The sequence below is a fragment of the Jannaschia helgolandensis genome, from assembly GCF_900109285.1.
Classification (GTDB): Bacteria; Pseudomonadota; Alphaproteobacteria; order Rhodobacterales; family Rhodobacteraceae; genus Jannaschia; species Jannaschia helgolandensis.
On the sequence record NZ_FNZQ01000003.1, the window covers coordinates 108,531 to 133,088 of the forward strand.

The 24,558-nt window shown below is 63.2% G+C and carries 27 protein-coding genes; 13 read left to right on the top strand and 14 right to left on the bottom strand.

Annotated elements, in window-relative coordinates; all coding sequences use genetic code 11:
- Both BMY38_RS09505 and cysG read right to left on the bottom strand, forming a co-directional pair.
- Nucleotides 1–309 carry a DUF2849 domain-containing protein gene (locus tag BMY38_RS09505; protein ID WP_092762218.1) on the bottom strand — a complete coding sequence of 103 codons (309 nt, stop codon included), beginning with the start codon at nucleotides 307–309 and terminating at the stop codon, nucleotides 1–3.
- Nucleotides 306–1,688 (bottom strand): siroheme synthase CysG, encoded by a 1,383-nt coding sequence (gene cysG / locus BMY38_RS09510; RefSeq protein WP_092762220.1) that lies wholly within the window; start codon nucleotides 1,686–1,688, stop codon nucleotides 306–308. Before cysG ends, BMY38_RS09505 begins: the two co-directional genes overlap by 4 nt.
- Nucleotides 1,689–1,808: 120 nt before the next feature.
- Between cysG and BMY38_RS09515 the strand changes: the two genes are divergently transcribed.
- Entirely contained in the window at nucleotides 1,809–2,288 is a 480-nt protein-coding gene (locus BMY38_RS09515; protein ID WP_092762222.1) for an Lrp/AsnC family transcriptional regulator, read from the top strand.
- A 122-nt stretch (nucleotides 2,289–2,410) separates the two neighbouring features.
- Entirely contained in the window at nucleotides 2,411–2,578 is a 168-nt protein-coding gene (locus tag BMY38_RS09520) for a hypothetical protein (RefSeq protein ID WP_245737561.1), read from the top strand.
- Between the two features lie 202 nt (nucleotides 2,579–2,780).
- On the opposite strand, the gene BMY38_RS09525 is transcribed toward BMY38_RS09520, so the two are convergent.
- Genes BMY38_RS09525 through moaA form a run of 3 tightly spaced genes read right to left on the bottom strand, consistent with a single transcriptional unit; the run spans nucleotide 2,781 to nucleotide 4,899 of the window.
- Nucleotides 2,781–3,248, bottom strand: coding sequence for a SixA phosphatase family protein (locus tag BMY38_RS09525; protein ID WP_092762224.1), 468 nt, complete (start codon nucleotides 3,246–3,248; stop codon nucleotides 2,781–2,783).
- On the bottom strand, nucleotides 3,245–3,877 hold the full coding sequence (locus BMY38_RS09530) for a hypothetical protein (protein WP_092762226.1): 633 nt from the start codon (nucleotides 3,875–3,877) through the stop codon (nucleotides 3,245–3,247). Before BMY38_RS09530 ends, BMY38_RS09525 begins: the two co-directional genes overlap by 4 nt.
- Nucleotides 3,874–4,899, bottom strand: a complete 1,026-nt coding sequence (gene moaA / locus BMY38_RS09535) for a GTP 3',8-cyclase MoaA (RefSeq protein WP_175495835.1) — start codon at nucleotides 4,897–4,899, stop codon at nucleotides 3,874–3,876. Before moaA ends, BMY38_RS09530 begins: the two co-directional genes overlap by 4 nt.
- A gap of 103 nt (nucleotides 4,900–5,002) precedes the next feature.
- Between moaA and BMY38_RS09540 the strand changes: the two genes are divergently transcribed.
- The 5 genes from BMY38_RS09540 (at nucleotide 5,003) to BMY38_RS09560 (ending at nucleotide 9,089) form a co-directional block, all read left to right on the top strand.
- Nucleotides 5,003–5,482 (top strand): hypothetical protein, encoded by a 480-nt coding sequence (locus tag BMY38_RS09540; protein WP_092762227.1) that lies wholly within the window; start codon nucleotides 5,003–5,005, stop codon nucleotides 5,480–5,482.
- Nucleotides 5,479–7,065 (top strand): AMP-binding protein, encoded by a 1,587-nt coding sequence (locus BMY38_RS09545; RefSeq protein ID WP_245737562.1) that lies wholly within the window; start codon nucleotides 5,479–5,481, stop codon nucleotides 7,063–7,065. Before BMY38_RS09540 ends, BMY38_RS09545 begins: the two co-directional genes overlap by 4 nt.
- A gap of 238 nt (nucleotides 7,066–7,303) precedes the next feature.
- Nucleotides 7,304–7,732, top strand: a complete 429-nt coding sequence (locus tag BMY38_RS09550; protein WP_092762229.1) for a hypothetical protein — start codon at nucleotides 7,304–7,306, stop codon at nucleotides 7,730–7,732.
- Nucleotides 7,729–8,622, top strand: a complete 894-nt coding sequence (locus tag BMY38_RS09555) for a CsgG/HfaB family protein (RefSeq protein WP_092762231.1) — start codon at nucleotides 7,729–7,731, stop codon at nucleotides 8,620–8,622. Before BMY38_RS09550 ends, BMY38_RS09555 begins: the two co-directional genes overlap by 4 nt.
- Nucleotides 8,622–9,089, top strand: a complete 468-nt coding sequence (locus BMY38_RS09560; protein ID WP_092762233.1) for a hypothetical protein — start codon at nucleotides 8,622–8,624, stop codon at nucleotides 9,087–9,089. Before BMY38_RS09555 ends, BMY38_RS09560 begins: the two co-directional genes overlap by 1 nt.
- Nucleotides 9,090–9,126: 37 nt before the next feature.
- Here BMY38_RS09560 and BMY38_RS09565 read toward each other — a convergent pair whose 3' ends face one another.
- Both BMY38_RS09565 and BMY38_RS09570 read right to left on the bottom strand, forming a co-directional pair.
- The gene (locus tag BMY38_RS09565) at nucleotides 9,127–10,254 is read right to left on the bottom strand and encodes a hypothetical protein (RefSeq protein ID WP_092762235.1); all 1,128 of its coding nucleotides are present in this window, start codon (nucleotides 10,252–10,254) and stop codon (nucleotides 9,127–9,129) included.
- An 82-nt stretch (nucleotides 10,255–10,336) separates the two neighbouring features.
- Nucleotides 10,337–12,634: a beta strand repeat-containing protein gene (locus tag BMY38_RS09570; protein ID WP_092762237.1), complete on the bottom strand. Its 2,298-nt coding sequence runs from the start codon at nucleotides 12,632–12,634 to the stop codon at nucleotides 10,337–10,339.
- Between the two features lie 653 nt (nucleotides 12,635–13,287).
- Between BMY38_RS09570 and BMY38_RS09575 the strand changes: the two genes are divergently transcribed.
- Nucleotides 13,288–13,833, top strand: coding sequence for a helix-turn-helix transcriptional regulator (locus tag BMY38_RS09575; protein WP_175495836.1), 546 nt, complete (start codon nucleotides 13,288–13,290; stop codon nucleotides 13,831–13,833).
- A 68-nt stretch (nucleotides 13,834–13,901) separates the two neighbouring features.
- Here BMY38_RS09575 and BMY38_RS09580 read toward each other — a convergent pair whose 3' ends face one another.
- From BMY38_RS09580 to argE, 3 genes are read right to left on the bottom strand one after another with little or no spacing between them, the layout of a single operon-like run.
- Complete coding sequence (locus BMY38_RS09580) at nucleotides 13,902–15,062, bottom strand: M20 aminoacylase family protein (RefSeq protein ID WP_092762240.1); 1,161 nt, start codon at nucleotides 15,060–15,062, stop codon at nucleotides 13,902–13,904.
- 54 nt (nucleotides 15,063–15,116) lie between these two features.
- On the bottom strand, nucleotides 15,117–15,314 hold the full coding sequence (locus tag BMY38_RS09585; RefSeq protein WP_092762242.1) for a hypothetical protein: 198 nt from the start codon (nucleotides 15,312–15,314) through the stop codon (nucleotides 15,117–15,119).
- A gap of 25 nt (nucleotides 15,315–15,339) precedes the next feature.
- Nucleotides 15,340–16,518, bottom strand: a complete 1,179-nt coding sequence (gene argE, locus BMY38_RS09590; protein WP_175495837.1) for an acetylornithine deacetylase — start codon at nucleotides 16,516–16,518, stop codon at nucleotides 15,340–15,342.
- A gap of 227 nt (nucleotides 16,519–16,745) precedes the next feature.
- Between argE and BMY38_RS09595 the strand changes: the two genes are divergently transcribed.
- The 5 genes from BMY38_RS09595 (at nucleotide 16,746) to BMY38_RS09615 (ending at nucleotide 22,573) form a co-directional block, all read left to right on the top strand.
- Nucleotides 16,746–17,756, top strand: coding sequence for an ABC transporter ATP-binding protein (locus BMY38_RS09595; RefSeq protein WP_092762246.1), 1,011 nt, complete (start codon nucleotides 16,746–16,748; stop codon nucleotides 17,754–17,756).
- Entirely contained in the window at nucleotides 17,753–18,808 is a 1,056-nt protein-coding gene (locus BMY38_RS09600) for an ABC transporter ATP-binding protein (RefSeq protein WP_092762248.1), read from the top strand. The genes BMY38_RS09595 and BMY38_RS09600 overlap by 4 nt, the downstream gene beginning before the upstream one ends.
- Nucleotides 18,805–20,520, top strand: a complete 1,716-nt coding sequence (locus BMY38_RS09605) for a peptide ABC transporter substrate-binding protein (protein WP_092762250.1) — start codon at nucleotides 18,805–18,807, stop codon at nucleotides 20,518–20,520. Before BMY38_RS09600 ends, BMY38_RS09605 begins: the two co-directional genes overlap by 4 nt.
- A gap of 72 nt (nucleotides 20,521–20,592) precedes the next feature.
- Nucleotides 20,593–21,600 carry an ABC transporter permease gene (locus BMY38_RS09610; RefSeq protein ID WP_092762252.1) on the top strand — a complete coding sequence of 336 codons (1,008 nt, stop codon included), beginning with the start codon at nucleotides 20,593–20,595 and terminating at the stop codon, nucleotides 21,598–21,600.
- Complete coding sequence (locus BMY38_RS09615; RefSeq protein WP_092762254.1) at nucleotides 21,593–22,573, top strand: ABC transporter permease; 981 nt, start codon at nucleotides 21,593–21,595, stop codon at nucleotides 22,571–22,573. The genes BMY38_RS09610 and BMY38_RS09615 overlap by 8 nt, the downstream gene beginning before the upstream one ends.
- An 18-nt stretch (nucleotides 22,574–22,591) precedes the next feature.
- Here BMY38_RS09615 and nthA read toward each other — a convergent pair whose 3' ends face one another.
- Genes nthA through BMY38_RS09635 form a run of 4 tightly spaced genes read right to left on the bottom strand, consistent with a single transcriptional unit; the run spans nucleotide 22,592 to nucleotide 24,309 of the window.
- The gene (gene nthA / locus BMY38_RS09620; protein WP_092762256.1) at nucleotides 22,592–23,248 is read right to left on the bottom strand and encodes a nitrile hydratase subunit alpha; all 657 of its coding nucleotides are present in this window, start codon (nucleotides 23,246–23,248) and stop codon (nucleotides 22,592–22,594) included.
- Complete coding sequence (locus tag BMY38_RS18610; protein ID WP_092762258.1) at nucleotides 23,248–23,532, bottom strand: SH3-like domain-containing protein; 285 nt, start codon at nucleotides 23,530–23,532, stop codon at nucleotides 23,248–23,250. Before BMY38_RS18610 ends, nthA begins: the two co-directional genes overlap by 1 nt.
- A complete protein-coding gene (locus BMY38_RS18615; RefSeq protein ID WP_092762260.1) occupies nucleotides 23,519–23,884 on the bottom strand; it encodes an SH3-like domain-containing protein in 366 nt (121 codons plus the stop codon). Before BMY38_RS18615 ends, BMY38_RS18610 begins: the two co-directional genes overlap by 14 nt.
- The gene (locus BMY38_RS09635) at nucleotides 23,881–24,309 is read right to left on the bottom strand and encodes a protein tyrosine phosphatase family protein (protein WP_092762262.1); all 429 of its coding nucleotides are present in this window, start codon (nucleotides 24,307–24,309) and stop codon (nucleotides 23,881–23,883) included. The genes BMY38_RS18615 and BMY38_RS09635 overlap by 4 nt, the downstream gene beginning before the upstream one ends.
- Nucleotides 24,310–24,558 lie beyond the last annotated feature (249 nt).

Consider the following 24,558-nt stretch of genomic DNA (forward strand, 5'->3'; position numbering starts at 1 on the left):
TCAGGCGTCCTTCTCGGCAGCTTTGCCGTGGGCGTAATTTGTCGGGCCGGTGGCGCGGAAATCCTCGCGGAAGTGTGTCGGAACGGGGCCGCTTTCGGTCACGCGCACATCCGCCAGATAGGTGCCGACGACGACCGAGGGTTTGTCGGCATCGACCAGCCGCATCTGGGCATGGGCCTCGTCGGTCAGCACTTCGGCCTCGGTCAACGAGGCGACCCAGCGGTCGTCCTCGGTCAGGTAAACGACGTCGCCTTCGCGCAGCAGGTTGGCGGTGACGACTTTGGGAGAGAAGGAGCGATTGCGGCTCATAACGCGATTTCCTCATGGGTAAGGGCTTGGGCGGCGGCGCGGGGGGCCAGACCGAAAAGAAGGACAGCAGGACCCGAGACATCGGACAGCGCGTCGGGCAGGGTGGCCAGAGTGGTGGCGTGAATGGTCTGATCGCTGCGCGAGGCGTTCTCGACCACAGACACGGGCGTGGCGGGCGCGGCCCCGTGCATAAGCAAACGTCCCTGCATCCAGCGCGCGGCGCGCTTGCCCATATAGATGGCGGCGACCTCATCGGGTTTGGCCAATGCGGCCCAGTCCTGATCGGCGAAACCCTTCATGTCGTGACCCGTCAGGAAACGAACCGACCCGTTGCGGCCCCGTTTGGTCAGGCTTTGCCCGATGGTGGCAACGGCGGCGCTGGCGGCGGTGATACCCGGAACAATGGCCCAGTCCAGACCGGCAGCGTCCAGTGCCTCGATTTCTTCGTCCAGACGGCCGAACACGGTCGGGTCGCCCGCCTTGAGGCGTACGACGTGATGGCCCCGCAACCCGTGTTCGACGATCAGCGCGTTGATGACGTCCTGCGATGTCGAGGGTCCGAAGCCTTCCTTCCCGGCGTCGATGATGATCGCCTCGCGGCGTGCCAGTTCGAGAATTTCCGGCGCGACCAGACGGTCGTGAATCACAACGTCGGCGGCATCCAGCGCCTTGCGCGCCCTGAGGGTCAACAGTTCCGGATCGCCAGGACCGGCGCCGACCAGATCAACGTGACCGGGGCGGGTTTCGGCGTTCAGATGGCTCTCCAGCAGGGTGTCGAGCGCGTCACGGATTGCTGCCTCGCCCTGATCGGCGGCGCGGGGACCGGCTTCGTTATAGTAAGCTGCCCAGAATCTGCGGCGGACGGCGCCCATGGGAAGCACATCGGCTGCCTTGCGAAAGGTCTTGCCCACACGCGCCAGCAGGCCCAGCCCGGCGGGCAGGCTCGCTTCCAGGTCTGCCTTGATCTTGCGCGCCAGAACAGGGGCCGCGCCTTCGGTACCGATGGCGACGACGACGGGGTCGCGGTCGACGATGGCGGGAGTGATGAACTGGCTGCGCGCCAGATCGTCGACAATGTTGACGATGGCACCGTCTGCGGCGGCCAGTTGCAGGGTGCGTCCGTCCAGCACGGCATCCTCGTGCGCACCATAGGCGATCACGCAGCACAGCGCGTCGCCGGGTTCCTGCGCACGCGGGATCAGGTTCAGCTTGCCCGCATCGGCCCATGCCACAATCTCGGGCGCGGCGTGTTCCGCGACCACCGTGATCCGCGCCGTCGTCTTGAGCAGCAGCCGCAGCTTGGCCACCGCCGCATCGCCACCGCCCGCAACGAGGACGCGGCGGTTTTCTAGGGCGAGGAAGATGGGGAAGTGGTTCATCTGGGCGCTCCGGCGTTCGTTCCCTTGTATATAGAACATTGTTCTGGATATTTGGGAGGGGGAGGGCGATAACAGGGACGTATCGCGTATTTTACGCCTCAAACCGGTAGGATATTCCACATGACCACGGAAACGCGGAAGCCCGTCCGATTGGATGACCTGGACCGGAATATCCTTCGGGCCTTGCAAGCCGATGCAGGGCAATCACTGGATGAAATCGCCCGTCAGGTGGGGTCTTCGAAGACGCCAGTCTGGAATCGCATCCGCAAGATGCGCGACGCCGGTGTAATGGGGCCGTCGACGGTGGTGGTCGACCCGGAAGCCCTTGGTCTGGAAGCCTGTTTCTTCGTCCTGATCCGCACGTCGGAGCATGAAACCGACTGGCAGCAGAAGTTCCTGGCCGCCCTGCGCGCCCGCCCTGAGGTGCAGGAGGCGCATCGGCTGGCGGGGGAAATCGACTATATCCTGAAGGTGCGCGTGGCGAACGCACGGGCCTATGACGTGTTCTATCAGGCGCTGATCTCGGAGGTGCGGGTGTTCAACGTCACGGCGCTTCTGTCGATGGAGGAGATCAAATCGACGGTGGCGCTGCCGGTCTGAACATAACGGAGCGGGCGGGAAAATCTTCCCGGAGTTGGGCTGGGGGGTGACTTCCGACCGTTGGGTGATCCGGGGGTGATCCACGTCGGATATGGGGCGGACACGATTGGGGGCGAGGCTACATGCAGGCGCGTGCGTCTGATCAGGTCTTGCTTGTGCTGACGCTCGTTCTGACCGTGTTCGCGGACCTGACTGTCGCGATCGGCGTCGGCGTCTCCATTGGTCTTGCCCTGCGGCTCCGTCGGCGCAATGCGGGGATGGAGAAAGACTGGACCCCTCCGGATCGCTGAGTGGACTGCGCCTCATCACAGTCAACAATGGATAGTCAAAGCGGAGAAGACCGGGCCTTAACTGCACTGTGGAAAGATGAGCAAACCGGACGTTCGTCTTTCCGAAAACCGGAATTTCCACGGCCCTTTGCCTGTGGTCCGTTGCGCGAAGTGGCGGAGTGAACCCGGTCTTACGCTTGGCGAAGCCGCGGCGAAGGCGAGGTCACTCGAAGTCGCGCGGCACCGCGAAATCCAGAACGCGGCCCGGTTGGTCGTCCACGATCTCGACCACCAGACAGGCTCCGGTCGGATAACGGGCAAATTCGGGGTGGACGGGCGGGGTTGCGGCAAGCTGTTTTGCGGCTTCAGCGATGCCTGGATTGTGCGAGACGATCAGGACGCAATCGGCGGTTTGCTTGCGGGCTAGGGCCACGATCATCTCGGCATCCGACAGATAGAGGTCGGGGCGCGTTTCGGTCGTCGTCTCAGGCAGGCCGAGGGCGGCGAGGGTCTGGCGCGTGCGAGTCGCGTCGGAGCAGAGGATAAGGTCGGGCAGGTGGCGGCGGGAGGTCAGCCATTCGCCCATCGCGCGCGCGGCGGCGCGGCCCCGGTCGTTCAGCGGACGGTCGTGGTCGTCCTGATCCGGGTCGGACCAGTCGGATTTTGTGTGGCGCAGCAGAATGAGTTTCATCGTTCCTCCGTTTGAAGCGTGGGCCTGTGGAAATAGGCCATGTGATGAGCCGATTGGGCGTCAGGGCGTGGGGGTGAGGCGGGGCAGGCGCGCCGCACGGAGCAGCCCCTGGCCATGCAGGTATTGCGCGGATCGTCGAGCCAGTCGTGACAGGCCCGAAGGTCATACCCATCGCCGGTCATGGCACCGACGGGACAGGCGGTCAGGCAGGGCGCGGCGCAGCCTGTGCAGGGGGACGGCGGCGCGGCAGGCAGGGCGATGTCGTGGTCGAATGTCAGTGCGCCCCGAAAGCTGACCATCAGGCCCTGCGCATCATGCACCAGCAGGCCGACAGGCGAGATATGGCACCGGCCCGTCCGCCTGGCCCAGGTGATGAAGGGATGAAGGGGCGTGCCGAAGGGAAAGCGTGCCTGTGCCCCCAGATCGGCGGCCCAGTCACCGACGATGCGCGTGGACCAGCGGTCGACGGGATCGGGGTGCCGCGCCTCGGGGGCGGTTTGCAGGATCGGCCAGAAGCCCTGCGGATCGGGGCCGAGGAGGACGGTGGTTCGGTTGTCATCGGTAAAGCCGCCCAGGAGGGTCAACCCGCGCTCCGCCGCGCCAGTCTGGAGCGCGGCGTAGTCTGTCATCCGCCGGTATGGCTCATGTGGCGGATCGTCTGGCCCGCCACCTGCTGTCGCGAATAATCGAAATCATGCCCCTTGGGTTTACGGGCGATGGCGGCGTGGATCGCGTCTTCCAGCGGGGTATCGGATTCGGAGGCGCGCAGGGGGGCGCGCAGGTCGGCCATGTCTTCCTGCCCGAGACACATGTAAAGTTCGCCTGTGCAGGTGACGCGGACGCGATTGCACGACTCGCAGAAGTTATGCGTCAGCGGCGTGATGAAGCCGATCCGCTGGCCGGTTTCGCCGATTTCGAAGTATCGTGCCGGGCCGCCGGTCTTGTAGTCCAGTTCGGTCAGGGTGAAGCGGGTGGCAAGCTGGGCGCGCAGGTCTTTCAGCGGCCAGTACTGATCCAGCCGCTGCACTTCGCCCATGTCGCCCATCGGCATGACCTCGATGAAGGTCAGGTCCAGATCGCTCCGGTCAGCCCAGTCCAGCAGGTCGAACAATTCGACATCGTTGAAGCCCTTGATGGCAACGGTGTTGATCTTGACGCGCATCCCGACCGCCTTGGCCGCGTCGATGCCGCGCAGCACCTTGTCGAGCGTGCCCCAGCGGGTGATGTCCTTGAATTTGACCGGGTCCAGCGTGTCGAGCGAGACATTGATGCGCCGCACGCCCGCGTCCCAGAGGGGCTGCGCGAAGCGGTCGAGCTGGCTGCCGTTGGTGGTCAGTGTCAATTCGTCCAGGCCGTTGCCCAGATGGCGGGACATGCCGTCGAAGAAGGTCATGATGCCCTTGCGGACGAGCGGTTCGCCCCCGGTGATGCGAAGCTTTCTGACGCCCAGACGAACGAAGGCCGAGCACATGCGGTCCAGCTCTTCCAGCGTCAGCAGATCCTTTTTGGGCAGGAAGGTCATGTGCTCCGCCATGCAATAGGTGCAGCGGAAGTCGCAGCGGTCGGTGACCGAGACCCGCAGATAGTCGATGGTCCGCGCGAAGGGGTCGACCAGTTTGGGGGGCAGTGTGGAAGAATTTGCAGATGTCATGCGCGAAACGCTACGCGTCCGCGCCCGCCGCGACAAGTGGGGCTGACAGAGAGGTGCGGCGCACTAGGATAAGACACTGTGCAAACATGCGAGGCCCGTTCCGATGACCCGATACCTTTTGATCCTGCCCGCCGTTCTTGCCGGTTGCGGCCAGTTTGCATCTCTTGACCGGACCCCGCCCGGAGACGCGTCGGCTTCAGCCCCGGCGACAGCAACGGCGACTGCCCCGACCGCGCCGCCCGTGGTGACCGGACCGGCGACGTCCGTCGCCTCGCTGGACACCGTGTCCGAGGCGGACAAGGCCACCGCCCGTCAGGCTGCGGCCGCAGCGCCCGTCGGCGGCGCGTTGGGGACGGTCACAGTCGCGTTGGGTGATCCGACGGACGGCGGACTATGGGTCAAGTCGGAGCTGGTGGCGTCGGATACGCCCGGAACGGTCCGCACCGGGAACGGGGAAGCGATTGCCGTAACGCTGCGTCCGCTGGGTGGCGCGGGCGGGCCGCAGATTTCGCTGTCGGCCTTGCAGGCACTGGGCTTGCCGTTGGGCGGATTGCACTCCGTAACGCTGGCACGGACCGGATGAAACGGCGGACGATTTCGCATCTGGCCCCTTGGTCCGAGATGCGGGGGACCTTCGTCTGGGATGTGCCCGCACGGTTCAACATTGCGGTCGGCTGCTGCGACAGCTGGGCCGAGGAGGATCCGGATCGCGCGGCCATTGTCGACCTGTCCAACGGACGACGGGTCTGGACATATCGCGACCTGAAAGACGCGTCGGACCGTCTGGCGGGGGTGCTGGCGCGCGGCGGCATCGGACGCGGCGACCGTGTCGCGATCCTGTTGCCGCAGCGTGCCGAGGTCATGGTGGCGCATCTGGCGGCAATGAAGCTGGGTGCCGTGTCCCTGCCCCTGTTCACGCTGTTCGGGCCGGATGCGCTGGCCTACCGGCTGGCGGATTCGGGCGCACGGGCCATTGTCGGGGACGCGGAGGGACTGGCGCGGATCGCACCGCTGGACCTGGCCGATCTGACGCTGCGGATCGACGCGGACGATTGGGACCTGTCGGGACCACCGATAGCGGAGGTGGCGGACACCGGGGCCGACGATCCGGCGATGATGATCTATACCTCCGGCACGACGGGCACGCCCAAGGGCGTGTTGCACGCGCATCGGTTCCTGATCGGACATCTGCCCTGTGTCGAGACGGCGCTGGAGGGGTTTCCGGTGGAGGGCGACGTCGGCTGGACCCCGGCGGACTGGGCATGGATCGGCGGGTTGATGGATCTGGCGATGCCCTGCCTGTGGTTCGGTGTGCCGCTGGTGGCCAAGCGGTTCACCAAGTTCGACGCGGACGCGGCCTGGGCGCTTATGGTGGCCGAGGGCGTGACCGCCAGTTTTCTGCCACCAACCGCGCTGAAGCTGTTGCGGCGGACGAAAGTGCCGCGCGGTCTGGCCTTGCGCGCGGTCCTGTCGGGTGGAGAGGCGCTGGGCACGGATCTGCTGGACTGGGGGCGGGATGCCCTTGGCGTTCCGATCAACGAGATATACGGCCAGACGGAATGCAACCTGGTGATGGCAAGCTGTGCCGGCACGCAGGATCTGCGACCGGGCACCCTGGGGCGCGGGGTGCCGGGGGTCGAGGTCGCGGTTCAGGCAGCGGATGGACAGGACGTCAGGGTGGGCGAGACCGGGGAAATCTGCACACGCGGATCGCCTGCGGCGTTCCTGCGATACTGGAACAAGCCGGAGGAAACCGTCGGCAAGTGGCGGAACGGATGGCTGAGGACGGGAGACCTCGGGCGGAGAGAGGCCGGTGGAGTCATCACATACATCAGTCGGGACGACGACGTGATAACATCATCGGGATACCGCATCGGTCCGAGCGAGATCGAAACCTGTCTGACCGGGCACCCCGACGTTGTCATGTGTGCGGTCGTCGGCCTGCCCGATCCGAGGCGCGGTGAAGCTGTGACGGCGTTCGTCGTGGCACCGGATCGCGGCCCGGATTTGGAAAACGAGCTGATTTCGAGGGTTTCTGCCCAGATTTCGCCACATATGACACCGAGGTCCGTGCAGTTTGTGGACAGTCTTCCGATGACGGCCACGGGCAAGATACTGCGGCGAGCGCTGCGGGAATCGGAAAACGAAAGTGACGTTCGAGAATAACGGTTTATGTGATTTTTGCGGGCCGATGCCCTTGCCAGCAAGGCATGGAGCGCCGATGATGGAGTCGGAAATGTGTAACGTTTCAGTTGCGACAGATTGGCCGCAGTTGATAATAAACCCGGACAGAACCTTGCGGAATTACCCCTGTCGCAAAGGAGTTATGGCAAGGTTTTAGAGGCCGGATCGCGCGACGCGTGGTGTGCCGCAGTATTGTAGTCTGATTTATGAGGATATTTTCATGTCCCGACTTTCAAATCTAATCGCGATTTCCGCGATATTCACAGCCGGTGTCGCATCGGCGAACGGATTCGGCGAATCCGTCTCGTTCCAGTTCCGCAGCCCGGCCGAAAGGCAGATTCTGCTGCAGGGCGAGCAGACACGCCTCAATTACAAGGTTTACGAGGACAGCCGCGACGCCGCTGCCGCCGCAGCTTCGGGCGGGCAGACCGGCAATTCGCTTTCGATCACGATCAGTGGCAACGGAGACAATACGATCGACGTCGGTCAGGACAACACCGGCGATCAGACGATCCAGGAATCCGAGGGTGGATCGACCAATACCATCGGGGGCGAGCCCGCCCCGGCAGCGACGGCATTTAGTTCCACCTCCATAGAAGAGGCAGTCGCCGTCATGAACGCCATTCCGGTCTCGGCGGCCGGCGAATGAAATCGCTTCGTTTCCGCGCAAGCATCGTCGCCACTCTGGTTCTGGCAGGTTGCCAGTCCGCATTGCCGATCCCGTTCAGCGCCCCGACCCCGCAATTCAACGGCACGATCCCGGTTGTCACGGCCACGCCGGCTGATGCCGCGCTTGAATGCCTGTCCAATTCGTCCGCCGTTCGAAACTCGAACCGCGTCTTTTCCGTCCATATCATCTCGGACCTGACGCAGAAGATCGAAGTCGACGAAACGGGCGGGTATATCCCGCGCGATACGGCCGGGATGTTGGTGACCGCGCTTTCTCGGGCCGGTGTCCGGCAGGTGAACCGCGTGAACACGACCGTCACCGAATTCGAGATCGCCCGCGCCCGCGAGCAGATCCTGGGTGATGGCCGCGTGACCATCGTTGAAGGCGAGCCGCTCAACTATCGCCCGCTGGAGCGGGGGTCGCTGCGTGGCTCTGACATCGTCATCGACGGCGCGATCACGCAGCTTGATTTCAACACCTATTCTCGCGGGGCCGAAGCCGGACTGTTCGGACTTTCCGGCGGACGCCGGAATTTCGCGCTGACGGTAGCGGCGGATCTGCGGGTGACCGATACGCGCACGACCGAGTTGCTGATGGCCGAGGCCTATTCCAAGCAGGCTGTCGGGGTCGAGGTTTTCGGGTCGATCTTCCGGTTCTTCGGGGACGAACTGTTCGACGTGCAGATCGGATCGCGATCGCAGGAAGGCCTGCACGCGGGTATCCGGTGGATGCTGGCCGAAGCTGCCTATGACATCGTGTCGCAAACGCTGAACCATGACGGAAGTTGCGATCGCTTCCTGCCGAAATTTCAGGCGCAGCAGCAGGTTACCGATGCAAGTGTAACCGCCGTCGCGGTGGAGCCGACCTGATGCGGGCTACGATCGTGATGGCATTTGCCGTCGGACTGGTCTGGGGGCCGGTCGCGGCGCAGACCACTTTGCCGCCGGTGGAGGAGCGCCCTGCGCCCGAAACCCCGCCTTACGATCCGACGCTTTTCCTTGAATCGATGGTGAATTACCGGACGCTTGCCTTCACCTGCGAGCAGACCCTTCCGGGGTCGCCGGTCAACGATTCAGCCGAAATCGGCCGTTTCTTCCAGACGCTTGGCCTGCCCGAGCCGCAGGGCACGGACGCGCGCCTCAGCCGTTTGGTCAAGCGGCTGGTCCGGTCGCAGGGCGCGTCGATCTGCGGTGAGCGATTGGCCGACAGCGCCCAGATCTATGGCAGGCGTGCGGTGGATTATTCCGTCAACAAACCGGAGGAATGGCCCGAGGCGCCGCGAATCAGCGCCGGGCCCTGGTGTGCATCGCAGTCATGCTCGGAAATCGGGTTCTGATACGGGGCGTCGTTTGACATCGATCAAGTGACTGGCATCATCGCTCGATCGTGGCCGCATTGCCGACCTGTGTATGGATGCCATCGCTGGCCTGAACCCGCTGTTCCTGATCGGCGCGTTGGGTCGCCACGATAGGATCGCCCGAGCGGGAGGAGCCGTCGTTGCGAATATCCAGAAGGTTCACGATGTTCGTGCTGGAATGGGTATAGCCGGGGACGCCGTTTTCCAGATCGGCCAGGGTCACGCCTTCGAGGTTGTTCTCGACGACCTGGCGACCATCGGACACCTGCGTCAGGCCGTTGACAATATTCGCAGATACGAAGTTGGCGATGTTCAGACCCGACTGGCTGACGCCGTAGGGCGTCCGGCCGTCAGCCGCATTGACGGTGTTCCTTACGATCTGATCGCCCGAGAAGACCCGCGCGACGTTATAGACCTCGTCCGCGATCAGCACGTTGCCGATGTTGGTGCCGGATTGCACGATCCGGCCCGGCAGCGACCCGGCCTGATCGAGATTGACCGTGTTCTCGATTTCCTGCGAGGTCTCATCGGGGAAAAGCTGTTCCCCCGATCCGATGGACACGTCAGCGATCACGATGTTCGCGGTATTGCGCCCGATCTGGCTTATGCCACGCAGGCTGCCGGTGCCGCCGCCGATTTCGTTGATGACCTGCTGGATCGCGCCGGGGCCGAAGGCCTGCCGGACGTTGTCCACCTGTTCGACGATAATGATGTTCGCAAGGTTCTCGCCGGTCTGGGACACGGCGAGGGATCCGCCTTCTTCACTGGCTTCCATGATGTTGATGGCGCGTTGTTCGCCCAGAAAAGTCTGATTGGCCTGGGATACCACGGTGCCGCTTGACAGCAGAATGTTGACCGCGTTCAGCACCGACTGGTCGACCTGGTCGGCAGAAATGACAGGGGGCAGGCCGACGCCGGAGCCTTCGCCGACTGTCACGAATTCGTCAAACAACTCGGAATAGCCGTCCATGTCCGGAGCGTCGTCACCGTTCAGAATGTAGGAGCTGCCCTGAACGACTGCGATGTTGGTGCCGATCTGGTCGCCGGTGGCGATCTGATTGAGGATGATGCCTTCGGGGCCTTCCGCTACGGCGGCTGTCGTCGTCAGGCCGAGAAGGGCGAGAGCTGTGAGCGTGCGCTGCATGGGAAGATACCGATTTTGAGGGGCGGGGGAGGAATGGCGGCGGGGTGCCGCCATTCCGATTGATCTATCGTGGTGCCCTAGATTACGGGACCGACGGCGGCGGGTTGCTGATCGAGTTCGCAACGTTGGTCGCGGCCTGCGTCACATTATTGATCGTATCGGCGTCGTAGAGACCGTTGCCGGCGAGTTGGAAGCCGGAGTAGGACTGCGAGACTTCCAGACCGCCGAGGTCGGGCAGCGTCTTCACGGTCACCAGGTTCGCGGCGTTGACCGCAGTCTGGGTCAGACCGCTGACGGTCCCGGCCGAGTCGAAGAACGGAGCCGAACCAGTCGAACCGGAGTAGTTCACGAGGTTACCCGCGATCTGGGCGCCGTTGATGACTTCCTGCGACAGGGTTCCGCGCAACGCGTCCAGCGTGGCCAGGTTTACCGCGTTGGTGGCGGTCTGGGCCGCAGTCGTCACACCGAACTTGCCGAACTCGACATAGTTCAGTGCAGCCTGACCATTCAGGAAGCCGGTCATGTCGGCCGTCTGGGTCAGGGTCGCCGAGGCTTCGACGTCATCCAGCGTGGCCGAGTTGGCAACGTTGGTCGCAGCCTGCGTCAGGTCCGAGATGCCACCTTTCGATGCATCGACATCAACGACAGTGTTGATGGCCAGCTGTCCAAGGCCCGAGACGGACTGGTCCAGCGAGACATTGACGTCCTGCAGCGTCGCGAGGTTCGCGGCGTTGACGGCGGTCTGGTTGACGTTCGCGACACCGGTCACTTCATCGCCCCCGATCGGCGATGCACCGATGTTGTTGGCGGCAATCTGGGTCGCATCAATCACCTCTTGATCGAGCGTTTCGATCTCGAGCCCGTCACCGGCAGCAGACACGCTGTTGGCGACGTTGGTCGCTTCCTGAGTGGCTGGTATCGCTTCCATAGTGACTGGATCAACCTCGTTACCTGCGACCGAACCGATTACCAGAAGTGCCTCGTTCGTTGCAAGCTGATCAACGTCTTCGACGGTCTGGTCGATATCACCGCCGACAGTCATCAGCGTCGCGAGGTTCGCGGCATTGACGGCGGCCTGAGTCGAGTTCGAGATGCTCAGGACACCGTCCAGAGTGTTTCCGGCCGTCTGCGACGAGTCGCCGAGGGTCTGGGACACATTGCCACCGACCGTACCGGCGATATCAAGACTGTTGACCACGTTGGTCGCAGCCTGATCGACGAGGTTGATATTGCCGTCGAAGGCAAAGGCCAGGTTGTCAGCGTCCTGATCCAGATCGTAGGCGTATTGATCGACGTTATCGCCCACGCTTGCGGCCGTGGCCAGGTTGGCGGCGTTCACAGCGTTCTGTATCATTCCACCGACATCGCCGTCGGCGTCGGCCACGTTGGACGCAGACTGCGACACGGGCTGGGGATGGTGCCCGCTCTCGCTGACGCTCTGGATGATGTCGTCATCGACGGCCCCGGCTACAGTGACGCTGTTTGCGACGTTGGTCGCGGCCTGAACACCGTTGAAGATACCGCCCGTGCTGACTGCAGCGTTCGAAGCAGTCTGAGCCAGATCAGCGACGTCCTGGTTCACATCGTCATCGAGGCTGTCGACAGTGGCCAGGTTGGCCGCGTTGACCGCGCTTTGATCGAAGGTGAAGATGCTTTCACCGCCGCCGTTGGACAACAGGTTCGACGCGTCCTGCAGGGTGTCATCGACGTCCTGCTCAAGATGGTTGCCGACGCTGCCGACGATAGTCGCGCTGTTCACCACGTTTGTCGCGGACTGGCTGTTTCCGGCCCCCATGACGATGATGCCCTGGCTGGACACTGCCGAGTTGCTGGCGGTCTGGACGGTATCGTCGACATCCTGATCAAGGTCGTTCTGCACACCATCGAGAGTTGCCAGGTTGCCGGCGTTGACGGCCGTCTGGTTAAAGCTCGTGATGCCGGTCGGGCCCGAGATCGAGTTGATCGCAACCTGCGTGGCCTCGAGATCCTGATCCAGGTCTTCGAGGTTCAGGGCTTCGATGCTGTTGGCGACGTTGGTCGCGGTTTGCGTGACGTCGTCAAAGGCGCCCGTGAATACGCCGCCCGAGAAGCCGCCTGTCGAAACCAGGCTGTTGACAGCGAACTGGCCGAGACCACCGTCACCGGTGCTGGGATCGGTCGTCTGGAGAACGTCATGCAGATCGTCGGCCGTGTAGTTGATCAGGTTGGCTGCGTTGGTGGCCGCCTGAGATACGGTGGTGCCGTCGAAGTTGATGACAATGGAATTGAGGGCGGCCTGAAGCGCGCCAACGGTTTGGGTGACATCGGTACTTTCGTGCGCCGCCGTCGCCGGCAGTGCGAGCGCCGATGCGATCGCGGTTGTTGTGAGGAACTTTTTCATTGGAGTCTCCGTCCTTCTCTGATGCCGCCGCCAACACGGCGACGATCAACCTTCCTGAAGTGGCCGACGGCGTGGAACCGTAGTCGGCAATGTCGACGGACGAGAAGGGACAAAAGAAAGACGACAGGACCCGCGCCGAGGATGAAATACCGTCGCGAAATCGGACCCGGACGAATCAGTCCGCGGTCGTGTCAGTCGTCCAAAGACCCCCAGGTCAGTCGGAACAGGGAATGATTTGCATCTGAAACGGGACGAATACAGTCAGGCAAAACCTTACAAGCGCAGTTCGAGGGCCACTTGTGGAGATTATCCACCTGAAATCCTTACCATACTGGAAGGTTTGCGGTGCCAGGATCGCAGTGGAAACGGTTTGTTCCCGGATAGGTCATGAATAATCATGACATAGCTAATCCTTGAGTCGATAATTATCGGGGGATGTGTTAAAGATGAGTTAAGACCAAGGCATTTTCGTGACCTGCGCATTAGCAGGCCGGGGAATGCCGACTATTTGGCCTTTCGGGCGAATTTCCGCCAACGACTGAGACGTAATTTGTATTTTCAAAGGTTTTCCTATGAAGCATTTATCCACCCTGTCCACCAATGCTCCCTCCGAAGTCATGATACGCACAGCCCGCCCTGTTCCGGTGGTTGTCATGTCGCCGTGCGATGCATTTCTGACCGACGTTCAGTGTGCGGCCGAACGGGCCGGACTGGGCGAGGTCCGAAGGATCGATATTCATGACTGTGACGAGATCAGCGTCATCGGGAAATCCATAGTCGTTCTTGACCCTGATGCGTTGGATGACCCGGTCAGCGGTGCATCCGACCTGTTGGATTGCCCGTCGAACCGTGTCGTGCTTTTTGGCAAGGGATCAGGTCTGATCATCAACCGACATGCCATCCGCCGGGTCGTGGACCGTGACATGGGTCTTGACGTTCTGGCCATGGCGCTGCGGTCCGTCGCCGCAGATGCCGACAAGGTCGACAAAGCCTGCATTCCGAAGCTGAGCGCGCGGGAACGCCAGGCGCTGCACCTTTATGGGCGGGGGTTCACGCTTAAGGAAATCGCGCAGCGCCTGGGCATCAGCGACAAATCGGTCGAGACCTACAAGGGACGGGCATGCCGCAAGCTGGGTCTGAACGGGCGGGCCGAGGTGCTGTCGTATATCGAACCTTTCCTGACGCCTGCGGCGATGTAGCCGGTCAGCGCGTCGTCCGGGCCAAGACGGGTCGCCCTTTGGTGCGACCCGTCTGCGTCAGGCGCGGATCAGGTCGCAGGCATCCGGCGTTCAACGATTTCGGCCCACCAGCTGCAACCGGCGGGAATTGCCTCGTCGGTGAAGTCGTATTCGGGATGGTGAACGGGGGCGGTGTCGCCGTTGCCGACCAGGATATAGGCACCGGGCCGTTCCTGCAGCATGAAGGCGAAATCCTCGCCGCCCATGACAAGGGGGGCCTCGTCGCAGCCACCCGACACCGCGGTTGCGACCTCTGCCGCGAAAGCGGTCTGTTCGTCGTGGTTGACCATCGTGGGATAGCTTCGGTGATACGTGACGTCTGCCGAGCCGCCGAATGTCGCGCAGATACCGGCGCTGATGTCCCTGATCCGTTGTTCCGCAAGATCGCGCATCGCATCGGTCATGGTGCGGACGGTGCCCTTGACCTGCATCCGCTGGGGGATCACGTTGAATGCCTTGGACGACGATTCCAGCGATGTGACCGACACGACGATCTGCTCCACCGGGTCGGCATTGCGCGATACGATGGTCTGCAAGGCGGTTACGAACTGGGCGGTCATCACGCAGGTATCGACGACTTCGTGCGGTTTGGCGGCGTGGCCCCCACGGCCTTCCAGCGTGATGTCGAACTGGTCTGTGGCCGCAAAGAACGTGCCGGACCGGATGGAAAAGCTGCCGACGGGGCGACCGGGCCAATTGTGCATGCCGTAGACTTCCTGGATGTTCCAGCGGTCCATCATGCCATCGTCGCACATCTCCTTGCCGCCGCCGCCGCCTTCTTCGGCGGGCTGGAAGATCAGGACGACGGTACCGTCGAAATTGCGCGTCTCGGACAGGTATTTGGCGGCACCGACCAACATCGACGTGTGACCGTCATGGCCACAGGCGTGCATCGCGTTCGGCGTCCTGGAAGAATAATCCAGACCGGTCTGTTCGTGGATCGGCAGGGCGTCCATGTCCGCGCGCAGACCGATCACCTTGCCCGAGCCGGTCTTGCCCTTGATGACGCCGACAACACCGGTGCGACCGATGCCTTCGACCACTTCATCACAGCCGAAGTCGCGCAGTTTATCGGCGACGATCCTGGACGTGCGGTGTGTCTCGAACAGGATTTCGGGGTTTTGGTGGAGGTCGTGGCGCCAGGCTGTGATCTCGGGCAGCAGTTCGGCGAAGCGGTTCTTGACGGGCATTGCAGGTCTCCTTTTCGGGCAAGGTGCGCCTGAGAACGCAAACCTGCAAGTCGATCAGGATTGATCGGAGTCGCGTCCCTCCTGACGACGGTCTTCGCGGGTGCGGGGCACGTCGCCTTGACCGGCGGGCCAGCCTTCGCGCTGTTTGGCGCGGGCCCGTGACGGCACCCGGATCATATCGTCCGCGCGGGCGGGGCGGCGGGCCGTCCAGGCAAAGGTCGATCTTGTCGAGAATAACCTGAGGATCTGCATCGATCGGTTCCCGCCCGGTAGTCGATCAGATCAGCGTATCGATCACGCGCTTCAACAGATCCTCGCCCGCGTGGAACTGAGCCTTATCGATCCATTCATCGGTTTGGTGCGCCTGCGCGATGTCGCCGGGCCCGCAGACCACGGCGGAATAGCCGCGTTCCTGAAACTGACCCGCTTCGGTGCCATAGGTCACGACGTGGGTGCCGTTGTCGCCCGTCAGGCTGCGGATCAGCGCCTCGGCCACGCCGTCGGTTTCCGGTTTCAGCGCGGGCACGCCCGGGTTGCGGTCCCATGTGACGCCAGCGTTGGGGTGCCTGGTGCGTAATGTTGCATTCAGCTTTGTCAGAAAAGCCGACAACGCTGCTTCGTGACGTTCCAGGTCGTCGCCCGCAGGCACCCGAAAGCCCAACTTGAAGGTGCAGTCCCTTGCGGTGATGTTGTGCGCCGTGCCGCCCGCAATCAAACCGACATGGGCGGTCGTATGCGGAGGATCGAACATTGCGGACACCGGGTCGGGCGTTTCCGCCATCAGCATGTCGTTCAAGTCGTTGACCCAGCCCAGAACGCGCCCCGCCTCGTGGATGGCGCTGACGCCTTGCGGCAGCTTCGAGGAATGGACCTCGTATCCGTGAATGTGGACATCGGTGATCGATGAAGCGTTATGCCCCGTCACCGGTCGCAGCATCGACGGTTCCCCTATGATGGCGGCGGCGGCGCGGGGCAGGTGTGTCAGCATGTCGTCGATCATCGGCGGTGCGCCGATACAGCCGACTTCCTCGTCATACGACAGCGCGATTTGCAGGGGGCGCGTGATACCGCGTGACAGGGCATAGGGCACCATTGCCAGGGCAAGTGCGTCGAAGCCCTTCATGTCGCAGGTGCCGCGCCCGTAATACCGCCCGTCTTTCTCGGTCACGGCAAAAGGATCCATCGTCCAGTCCTGCCCATCGACAGGCACGACATCGGTATGACCCGACAATACGATTCCCCCCGCCACCTCGGGACCGACATTGGCGTAGAGCGCCGCCTTTTTTCCGGTCGCGTCGTAAACCCGGCGGGCCGGGACGCCGTGCGACGCGAGGTAATCTTCGACCCAATCGACCAGATCGAGGTTCGGGTCACGGCTGACCGTCGGGAATGCCACAAGTTTTTCCATGATCTCGCGGGCGGTCAGAATCATTGGGCGGGAACGGGTTTGCGACATCGGGGGTGACCTTTGCAGGAGGTGCAGTCCAATGGGTGCTGCCCGCGCGGGCAACAGTCAAGCCAACGGCACAATCTTCGGGCGATCCGGGCGGGCTGCACAGGAAACGGGCAAACCGCTTGCGGGACCGGGATCATCTGATAGCGTCGCCTTCAGATGACGGGCGCAAGACCCTCAGAGAACAAACTGCATCCACCTTGAAGGATGCCGGACATGGGGAGCGGTGGATGCCGGACGGCGACACCCGAAACGTGCTGGAGGTCCGGGGCCTCCGCACGGTCTTTGAAACGCGCAGGGGCGAGGTTCACGCCGTAAACTCGGTCAGCTTCGAGGTGAAACCCGGCGAACTGCTGGGCGTCGTCGGCGAATCGGGGTCCGGCAAGTCGGTCACGATGATGTCGCTGGTCGGTCTTCTGCCGTCACCCCCTGCAGAAGTGCGCGAGGGGAAGGTTTTGCTGGATGGCGAAGACCTGCTGCAGGTCACGCCGGCCAGGTTGCGCGATATACGAGGCTCGGACGTTGGGTTCATTTTCCAAGACCCGATGACCTCGCTCAATCCTGTGTTCACAGTGGGCTTCCAGATCATGGAGCCGGTGCGCCGCCATATGGGTCTGAACAAGAAACAGGCACGGGCGCGGGCTATCGAGCTGCTGGAACTGGTCGGCATTCCCGGTGCCGCCGGTCGCTTGTCGGATTACCCGCACCAGTTTTCAGGTGGCATGCGGCAGCGCGTGATGATCGCCATCGCGCTGGCCTGCGACCCCAAGGTTCTGATCGCGGACGAGCCGACGACGGCGCTGGACGTCACGATCCAGGCGCAGATCCTGGAAATCATCGAGGACCTGCGCAGCAAGCTGGGCATGGCCATTGTCTGGATTACCCACGACCTGGGCGTGATCGCGGGCATCGCCGACCGGGTTGCGGTGATGTACGGCGGGCAGATCGTCGAACACGCCGAAGTGTTTCCGCTGTTCAACGATCCGCGCCATCCCTACACGCGCGCCCTGCTCAAGACGATCCCGACGGTATCGGGCAAGCGCGCGGCCAAGCTGCAGGTGATCGAGGGGCAGCCGCCGATGCTGGGTGCCGCCCCCACGGCCTGTGCGTTCCGTGACCGCTGTCCGCTGGCATTCGAGCGGTGCCACGCCGAAAACCCGCAACGCGAAACCGTCGGTCCGGGTCACGACGTCGCCTGTTTTCATCCGCTTGCCCACACGGCAAAAGAGGGGGCGGCATGACCAGACCACTTGTCGAAGTGCGCAACCTGAAGATGCATTTCCCGGTCCATGCCGGCATCCTGCGCCGTCAGGTTGGCGCGGTGAAGGCCGTCGATGGCGTCAGTTTCGATATCGTCGAAGGCGAGACGCTTGGTCTGGTCGGCGAGAGCGGTTGCGGCAAGTCCACCTGCGGGCGCGCGGTGCTGCGGCTGTATGATATTACCGACGGAGAGATCATCGTGGACGGTCGGGCCATCGGGCAGGAGTCGCAGATGAGTTTGCGGACCATGCGCCCCACGATGCAGATGGTCTTCCAGGATCCGCAGGCGTCGCTTAACCCGCGCATGACCGTCGGGGCCATTATCGGCGAGCCGCTGTCGGAACATACCCGCATGTCGCGGGCCGAGCGCATCGCGCGGGTCGGGGAGTTGATGGATCAGGTCGGGCTGAACCGGACCTTCGTTAACCGCTATCCGCACGAATTTTCCGGCGGTCAGCGGCAACGCATCGGGATCGCCCGCGCACTGGCGCTGAACCCCAAGTTCATTGTCTGCGACGAGCCGATTGCCGCATTGGACGTGTCGATACAGGCGCAGGTGGTGAACCTGCTGGAGGAATTGCAGGGCCGTCTTGGCCTGACCTACCTGTTTATCAGCCACGACCTTTCGATGGTGCGCCATATCGCGGACCGGGTTGCAGTCATGTATCTGGGAAAGCTGGTCGAACTGGCCCCCCGCGATGCGTTGTACGACACGCCGCTGCATCCCTATACCGAGGCGCTTTTGTCCGCCGTGCCGGAACCCGATCCGGCCAAGGCAGGACAAAAGCGGGATCGCATCGTGTTGCAGGGCGACGTGCCCAGTCCCGCGAATCCGCCTGACGGTTGCAACTTCTCTACCCGCTGTCCGCGTGTGATGGAGGTGTGCAGCCGCATCGACCCCGAATTCCGTGAGGTGCAGCCCGGCCATTGGGCTGCATGCCACCTGCACGACAGCATAAGACCAAGCGGCACAACCCGCAGACATACAGAGGCCACAACGATGGTCGAGCCCAACAAGGAGAGTAATCCATGAATACGAAAACAGTCCTGCTTGCCAGCGCGGCGCTGCTCGCCGTCGCGGCCCCGGTCTTTGCCGAGGGCCATGAAGGCGAGCGCGGGCGCGACGGCGAAGTCAGCATCCTGTACTGGCAAGCCCCGTCGACCATGAACCCGTTCCTGTCGGGCGGCACCAAGGACGTCGAGGCGGCAAGCCTGGTGGTCGAGCCGCTGGCCCGCTTTGACGAAACCGGCACGATCCAGCCCTGGCTGGTCGACGAGATTCCCACCGTCGAGAATGGCGGCGTCTCCGAAGACCTGATGTCGATCACCTGGAAGATCACGCCGGGCCTTGTGTGGTCCGACGGCACGCCCTTCACCAGTGCGGATGTGCAGTTCACCTATGAATATTGCACCGACCCCGAAGGCGGCTGCGCCCAGGGGGCGAAATTCGAGCCGGTGGAAAGTGTCGAGACCCCCGACGAGTTGACGGTCGTCGTCAACTTCAAGGAGCCGACGCCCTATCCCTATACCGCCTTCGCCGGCGGCGAGAGCCCGATCCTGCAGAAGGCCCAGTTCGAAAATTGCAAAGGGGCCGCAGCTTCGACCTGCACGGAAGAGAACTTCAATCCGATCGGCACCGGACCGTTCGTCGTGGACGAATTCAAGACCAACGACGTGATCACGTTGTCGGCCAATCCGAACTTCCGGTTCGAGGGCAAGCCTGCCTTCGCCAAGGTCAACTTCAAGGGCGGCGGCGACGCCGAAGCGGCGGGTCGCGCGGTCATGCAGACCGGCGAATTCGACTATGCCTGGAACCTGCAACTGGCCCCCGAGGTCATTGCCCAGATGGAAACCGGCGGTATGGGCACGACCGTCGTCGGCTTCGGCCCGCTGGTCGAGCGCATCGAGCTGAACCACACCAACCCCGATCCGGCACTTGGCCCGGACGAACGGTCGGTGATCCGTCCGCACCCGTTCCTGCAGGATCCCGCCGTCTATAAGGCCCTGTCCTTGGCCATCGACCGGCCGTTGCTGGTCGAAATCGGCTATGGTCAGGCCGGCAAGGTCACCTGCAACCTGGTGCCCGCGCCCGAGGCGTTCAATTCGTCCGCGCTTGAATGTTCGGAGCAGGATATCGAAGGCGCCAAGAAGTTGCTGGATGACGCGGGCTACGTCGACAGTGATGGCGACGGTGTCCGCGAAAAGGACGGCGTCGAGCTTCGGATGCTGTACCAGACGTCCACCAACGCAGTGCGTCAGGACTTCCAGCAGTTGATCAAGGAATGGTGGGAAGAAATCGGCTTCGCGGTCGAGCTTCGCAACATTTCCGGCTCGGTGTTCTTCGGCGGGGACGCGGGATCGCCAGATACCATCCAGAAGTTCTATGCCGATGTCGAAATGTACGCCAATACCTTCAACGGCACCGATCCGCAGTCGTATCTGGGTGGCCCGCTTTGCAGCAAGATCCCAAGCCCCGAGAACCAGTGGCAGGGCGAGAACATCCCCCGGTTCTGCATGGAGGAGTACGACGAACTCTGGGCGGAACTGAGCCGCACGGCCGCCCCCGAAGAGCGTCAGCGCATCGCGAAGGAGCTGAACGACATGTACGTGTCGAACGGCGGTCAGATCCCACTGGTGCACCGTGGCCGTCTGTCAGCGCACGCCAACAGCCTGGGCGGCGTCAAGCTGAACGTCTGGGACAGCGAGTTGTGGAACGTCGCCGACTGGTATCGCATCGGCGAATGATCGTTTCCTGACCTATCGGGGGCGGCGTCCGCGCCCCCCCATCCCCCGATGACCTGAACCGAGGCGTAAGGTATGCTGACCTTCACCATCCGACGATTGCTGTTCGCGATCCCGACGCTTCTGTTCATCGCATTGGTGATTTTCCTGCTGCTCGAACTGGCTCCGGGGGATCCGATGGCCAACGTGCCGCTGACCGTCCCGCCCGAGATCAAGGAACAGATGCGGCAGGCCCTGGGACTGGGCGAGCCGGTGCATATCCGGTTCTGGAAATGGATCGTTCAGTTCTTCTGGGTCGAACCGCTGAACGTTTTCGATTACCTCTTCGACACCAATTTCGCCGACGGACGTCTGCGGATCATCAGCTGGCAGAACCGCGCACCGGTCTTCATCACCATCGCCGAGCGCATTCCGCAGACCCTCTGGGTCGTGGGCACGGCCTATCTGGTCGCGATCGCCATCGCGATCCCGGTCGGAATCTATTCGGCCTACCGCCAGTATTCGGCCTTCGATCAGGTCGGCACCTTCGTCACGATGATCGGCTTTTCGGTGCCGCCGTTCTTTTCAGGGGTGCTGGTCATCATCATCTTCGCGGTGCAGCTTCGGTGGTTCCCGTCAATCTATGATACCCGGCTGGTCGTGGATTCATGGGAGAGTTTCGGGATGCAGGTGCGGCAGATGTTCCTGCCGGTGATGGTGCTGGCATTGCAGATCACGTCGCAGTTGTCGCGCTTCATGCGGGCGTCGATGCTGGACAACCTGAACCAGGATTACGTCCGCACGGCGCGCGCCAAGGGCCTGCGCGAGAAGACGGTGGTTCTGGTCCACGTGCTGCGCAATTCGATGATCCCGGTCGTGACGGTCATCGCGCTGGGTGTCCCGGCCATTTTCGGCGGCGCGATCATCACCGAGCAGGTGTTCAAGGTGAACGGCATCGGCCAGCTTCTGATCACCGCCATTCAGGCCAACGACCTGCCGATGGTGCAGACGCTGACTTTCATCTTCGCGGTGCTGATCGTGCTGTTCAACCTGATCGCGGATGTCCTGTATGGCATTCTTGATCCGAGGATCCGCTATGACTGATGCCCGAGACCCGGACACGCCCGTCGGGGGCGACATGGCCACTGTCGTCGCCTCGGCCGCCGTTGCCGGGGCGGAGCCGATCCTGCTGACCCGCGCCCGCAGCCAGTGGTGGGACGTCTGGGACCAGTTCCGCAGCCACAAGGGCGCGATGGCGGGGGCGGCCATCTTTCTGGCGATTGTGGGTCTGGTGGTGTTCGGACCGTTATTCGTCGATCTGGAGTCGGGCATCAAATCCAACATGCGGTCACGTAATCTGGGGGCCAGTCTCGCGCATCCGCTCGGCACCGACCGGTTGGGGCGCGACATGTTCGCCCGGATGATCGCGGGCGGTCGTGTTTCGCTGGCCGTGGGCCTGACGGCGATGGCCCTGTCGTTAGTGCTGGGCACGCTGATCGGTGTGCTGGCCGGTTACTTCAAGCGGCTGGACGGGCCGCTTATGCGGTTCACCGACCTGTTTCTGGCGCTGCCGCTGCTGCCGCTGCTGCTGGTCATGGTGTTGCTGTTTCGCGAACCCCTGACTGCCGCTTTCGGGGTGGAGACGGGGATCTTCATCCTGATCGTCGCGGCCATCGGCGTCACGTCTTGGATGCAGACCGCTCGCATTGTGCGCGGCGATGTGCTGGCCTTGAAGGAGCGGGAATTCGTGCTGGCCGCGCGGTCCATCGGCACGCCCTCGCGGCGGATCGTGACGCGGCATGTCCTGCCGAACGTTCTCTCGCCGATCATGGTGTCTGCCACGCTGGGCATCGCGACCGCGATCATCACGGAAAGCGCCCTGTCCTTCCTCGGCCTCGGTTTTCCACCGGATTTCCCGACATGGGGTCGTCTGTTGAACGATGGTGTCCCTTATCTGGAGCTGTATCCCGGTCGCGCTTTCTGGCCCGGTGCGGCGATCTCGCTTGTCGTGCTGTCGATCAACTATGTCGGCGACGGGCTGCGCGACGCGCTGGATCCGAGAATTCGGGGCCGCTGAGACCGCAACGGGACTGGCCTAGCCCGGCTGCCGCGCCTGTCCCACGCCGATCATGCTGTCGCGCGTAACGAGGGTCGCCAGCGCGGCTTCGTCCATCCCGTCGGTACCCCCAGGCCGCGCGGGAATGACGATGTAGCGCATGTCGGCGGTGCTGTCGTGGACGCGGACCGTCACGTCCTGCGGCACCTCGACACCGAATTCGGCCAATACCCTGCGTGGTTCGCGCACTGCGCGGGTCCGATAGGCGCGGGATTTGTACCAGTCGGGCGGCAGGCCCAGCAGGTCGCGCGGATAGCAGGAGCAGAGCGTACAGACGACGACGTTGTGCACCTTGTCGGTGTTCTCGACCGCGATCAGGTTCAAAGGCCCGATGTCGATCCCCAGTTCGGTCGAGGCTGCGGGTGCATCGACCAGCAACAGCTTTCGAAATTCGGGGTCCAGCCAGGCCCGGGCGACGATGGCAGCCCCGCGTGCCGGGCTGCGGGCGTCCATCGCGTCGATCTGGGCGGCAACCTCATCCGCCGTGATGACACCTTTCTCGATCATCAATTCGCGGGCCGCGATTTCCATTGTCTGCCAATAGCTGCGTGTCCTGTCCTGATCTTCACGGTAGGGATGCCCCGAGGGCGACATGCCGGAATGATCGTGGTCGTGGTCTTGGTGATCGTGGGGCATCAGAGCGGCTCCAGCCAATGGGCATAGATTTCGGCGTCCAGCGTGTCGGACGGGGCCTCGGACGTGGGCCATATGTCTGCCATTGCGAAGCGTACGCGATAGAGGGGCAGCCTGTCGCCGGTATGGCCATAGGCCTTCTGTTCAGGGTTGCCGAAGGGGCCGAGGACGCGCTCGACCCGTCCGACGTGGCCGCGCAGATAGGCGGGCGTCCGGACGTGGCCGGGGGGCATCATGGTGCGGACGCGCACGCGCGCACCGGGGGCGAGGGGGTCAGGCGTGGGCATCGTTCGCTTCTCCGTAGGTGGTGCCCCGCGCCTGCACCTGTTCCATGCGCGCGCCCAGCTCAGCCACCGAATAGATGCCCTGTTCCAGCATGTTCTGATTAAGCGCGGCGACCCAGCGTTCGTAATAGGTCATGGTCTCGAACGCGTCTTCCCCCATGTCCTCCAGCACCCGGCGCAAACCGTCGACGGTGAAGACACCCTTCTTGCCAGCCAACACCACGAGCGCATCGACCCGTTTCTCCCAGATCGCGAAATCGTGGTCCGCTTTGGGGATCGTTCCCGCGAGCGGATGATCGAGGTCGCCCCCCATGTCATGCCAACGCTTGCCTGCCGGGCTGTTCGCGACGGTCATTGCTGGGCCTCCAATGCCGTGATCTGCGCCCGCAGACCGTCAAGTTGATATCCGGCCCCCGCCGTCGCCGCCAGAATCTCATCGACCGGCATCCGCCCCGCCATCGCCAGCGCCCAGAGGATCGCGGATCGCGTACCCGAAGCGCAATAGGCGACGACCGATCCTTCCGCGCCGTCGATGGCATCTGCCTGTTCCTCGACCGCCTGGAGGGTCAGGGCTGCGCCTGCAACCGGGTTGAACACGAAAGCCAGCCCGACGGCTTCGGCAGCGGACTGCATCGCGGCGGCCCGGTGGCTGGGCGGAACCTCGGCGTCCGGACGGTTGCAGATGACCGTTGTGATGCCTTCGCGGGCCATTGCCGCCATGTCCGACGGCTCCAGCATCGGGGCGACGGAAGTGGTCTCGTCAAGCGGTCGCAGGTCCATCAGATCGTCCTTCCGGTCAGGGCGCGTCGGCGCAAGGTGGCAGGGCGATCATGGCCATCGCCATCGCCAAGGTAAAGACGATCACTTCCGGTCGGCTTCGGATAAGTGCGACTGAAGCCGGGTCGTGGTCCAACCGACCAGGCATCGTCCGAGGTTGAACAGGATTGCGCCTGACATCAGGTGCGTGTCGATGCAGGCGCAGACCATGGCCGCTCTGTCCCGGAGGATGTCGCCCATCGCGTTCCCCGC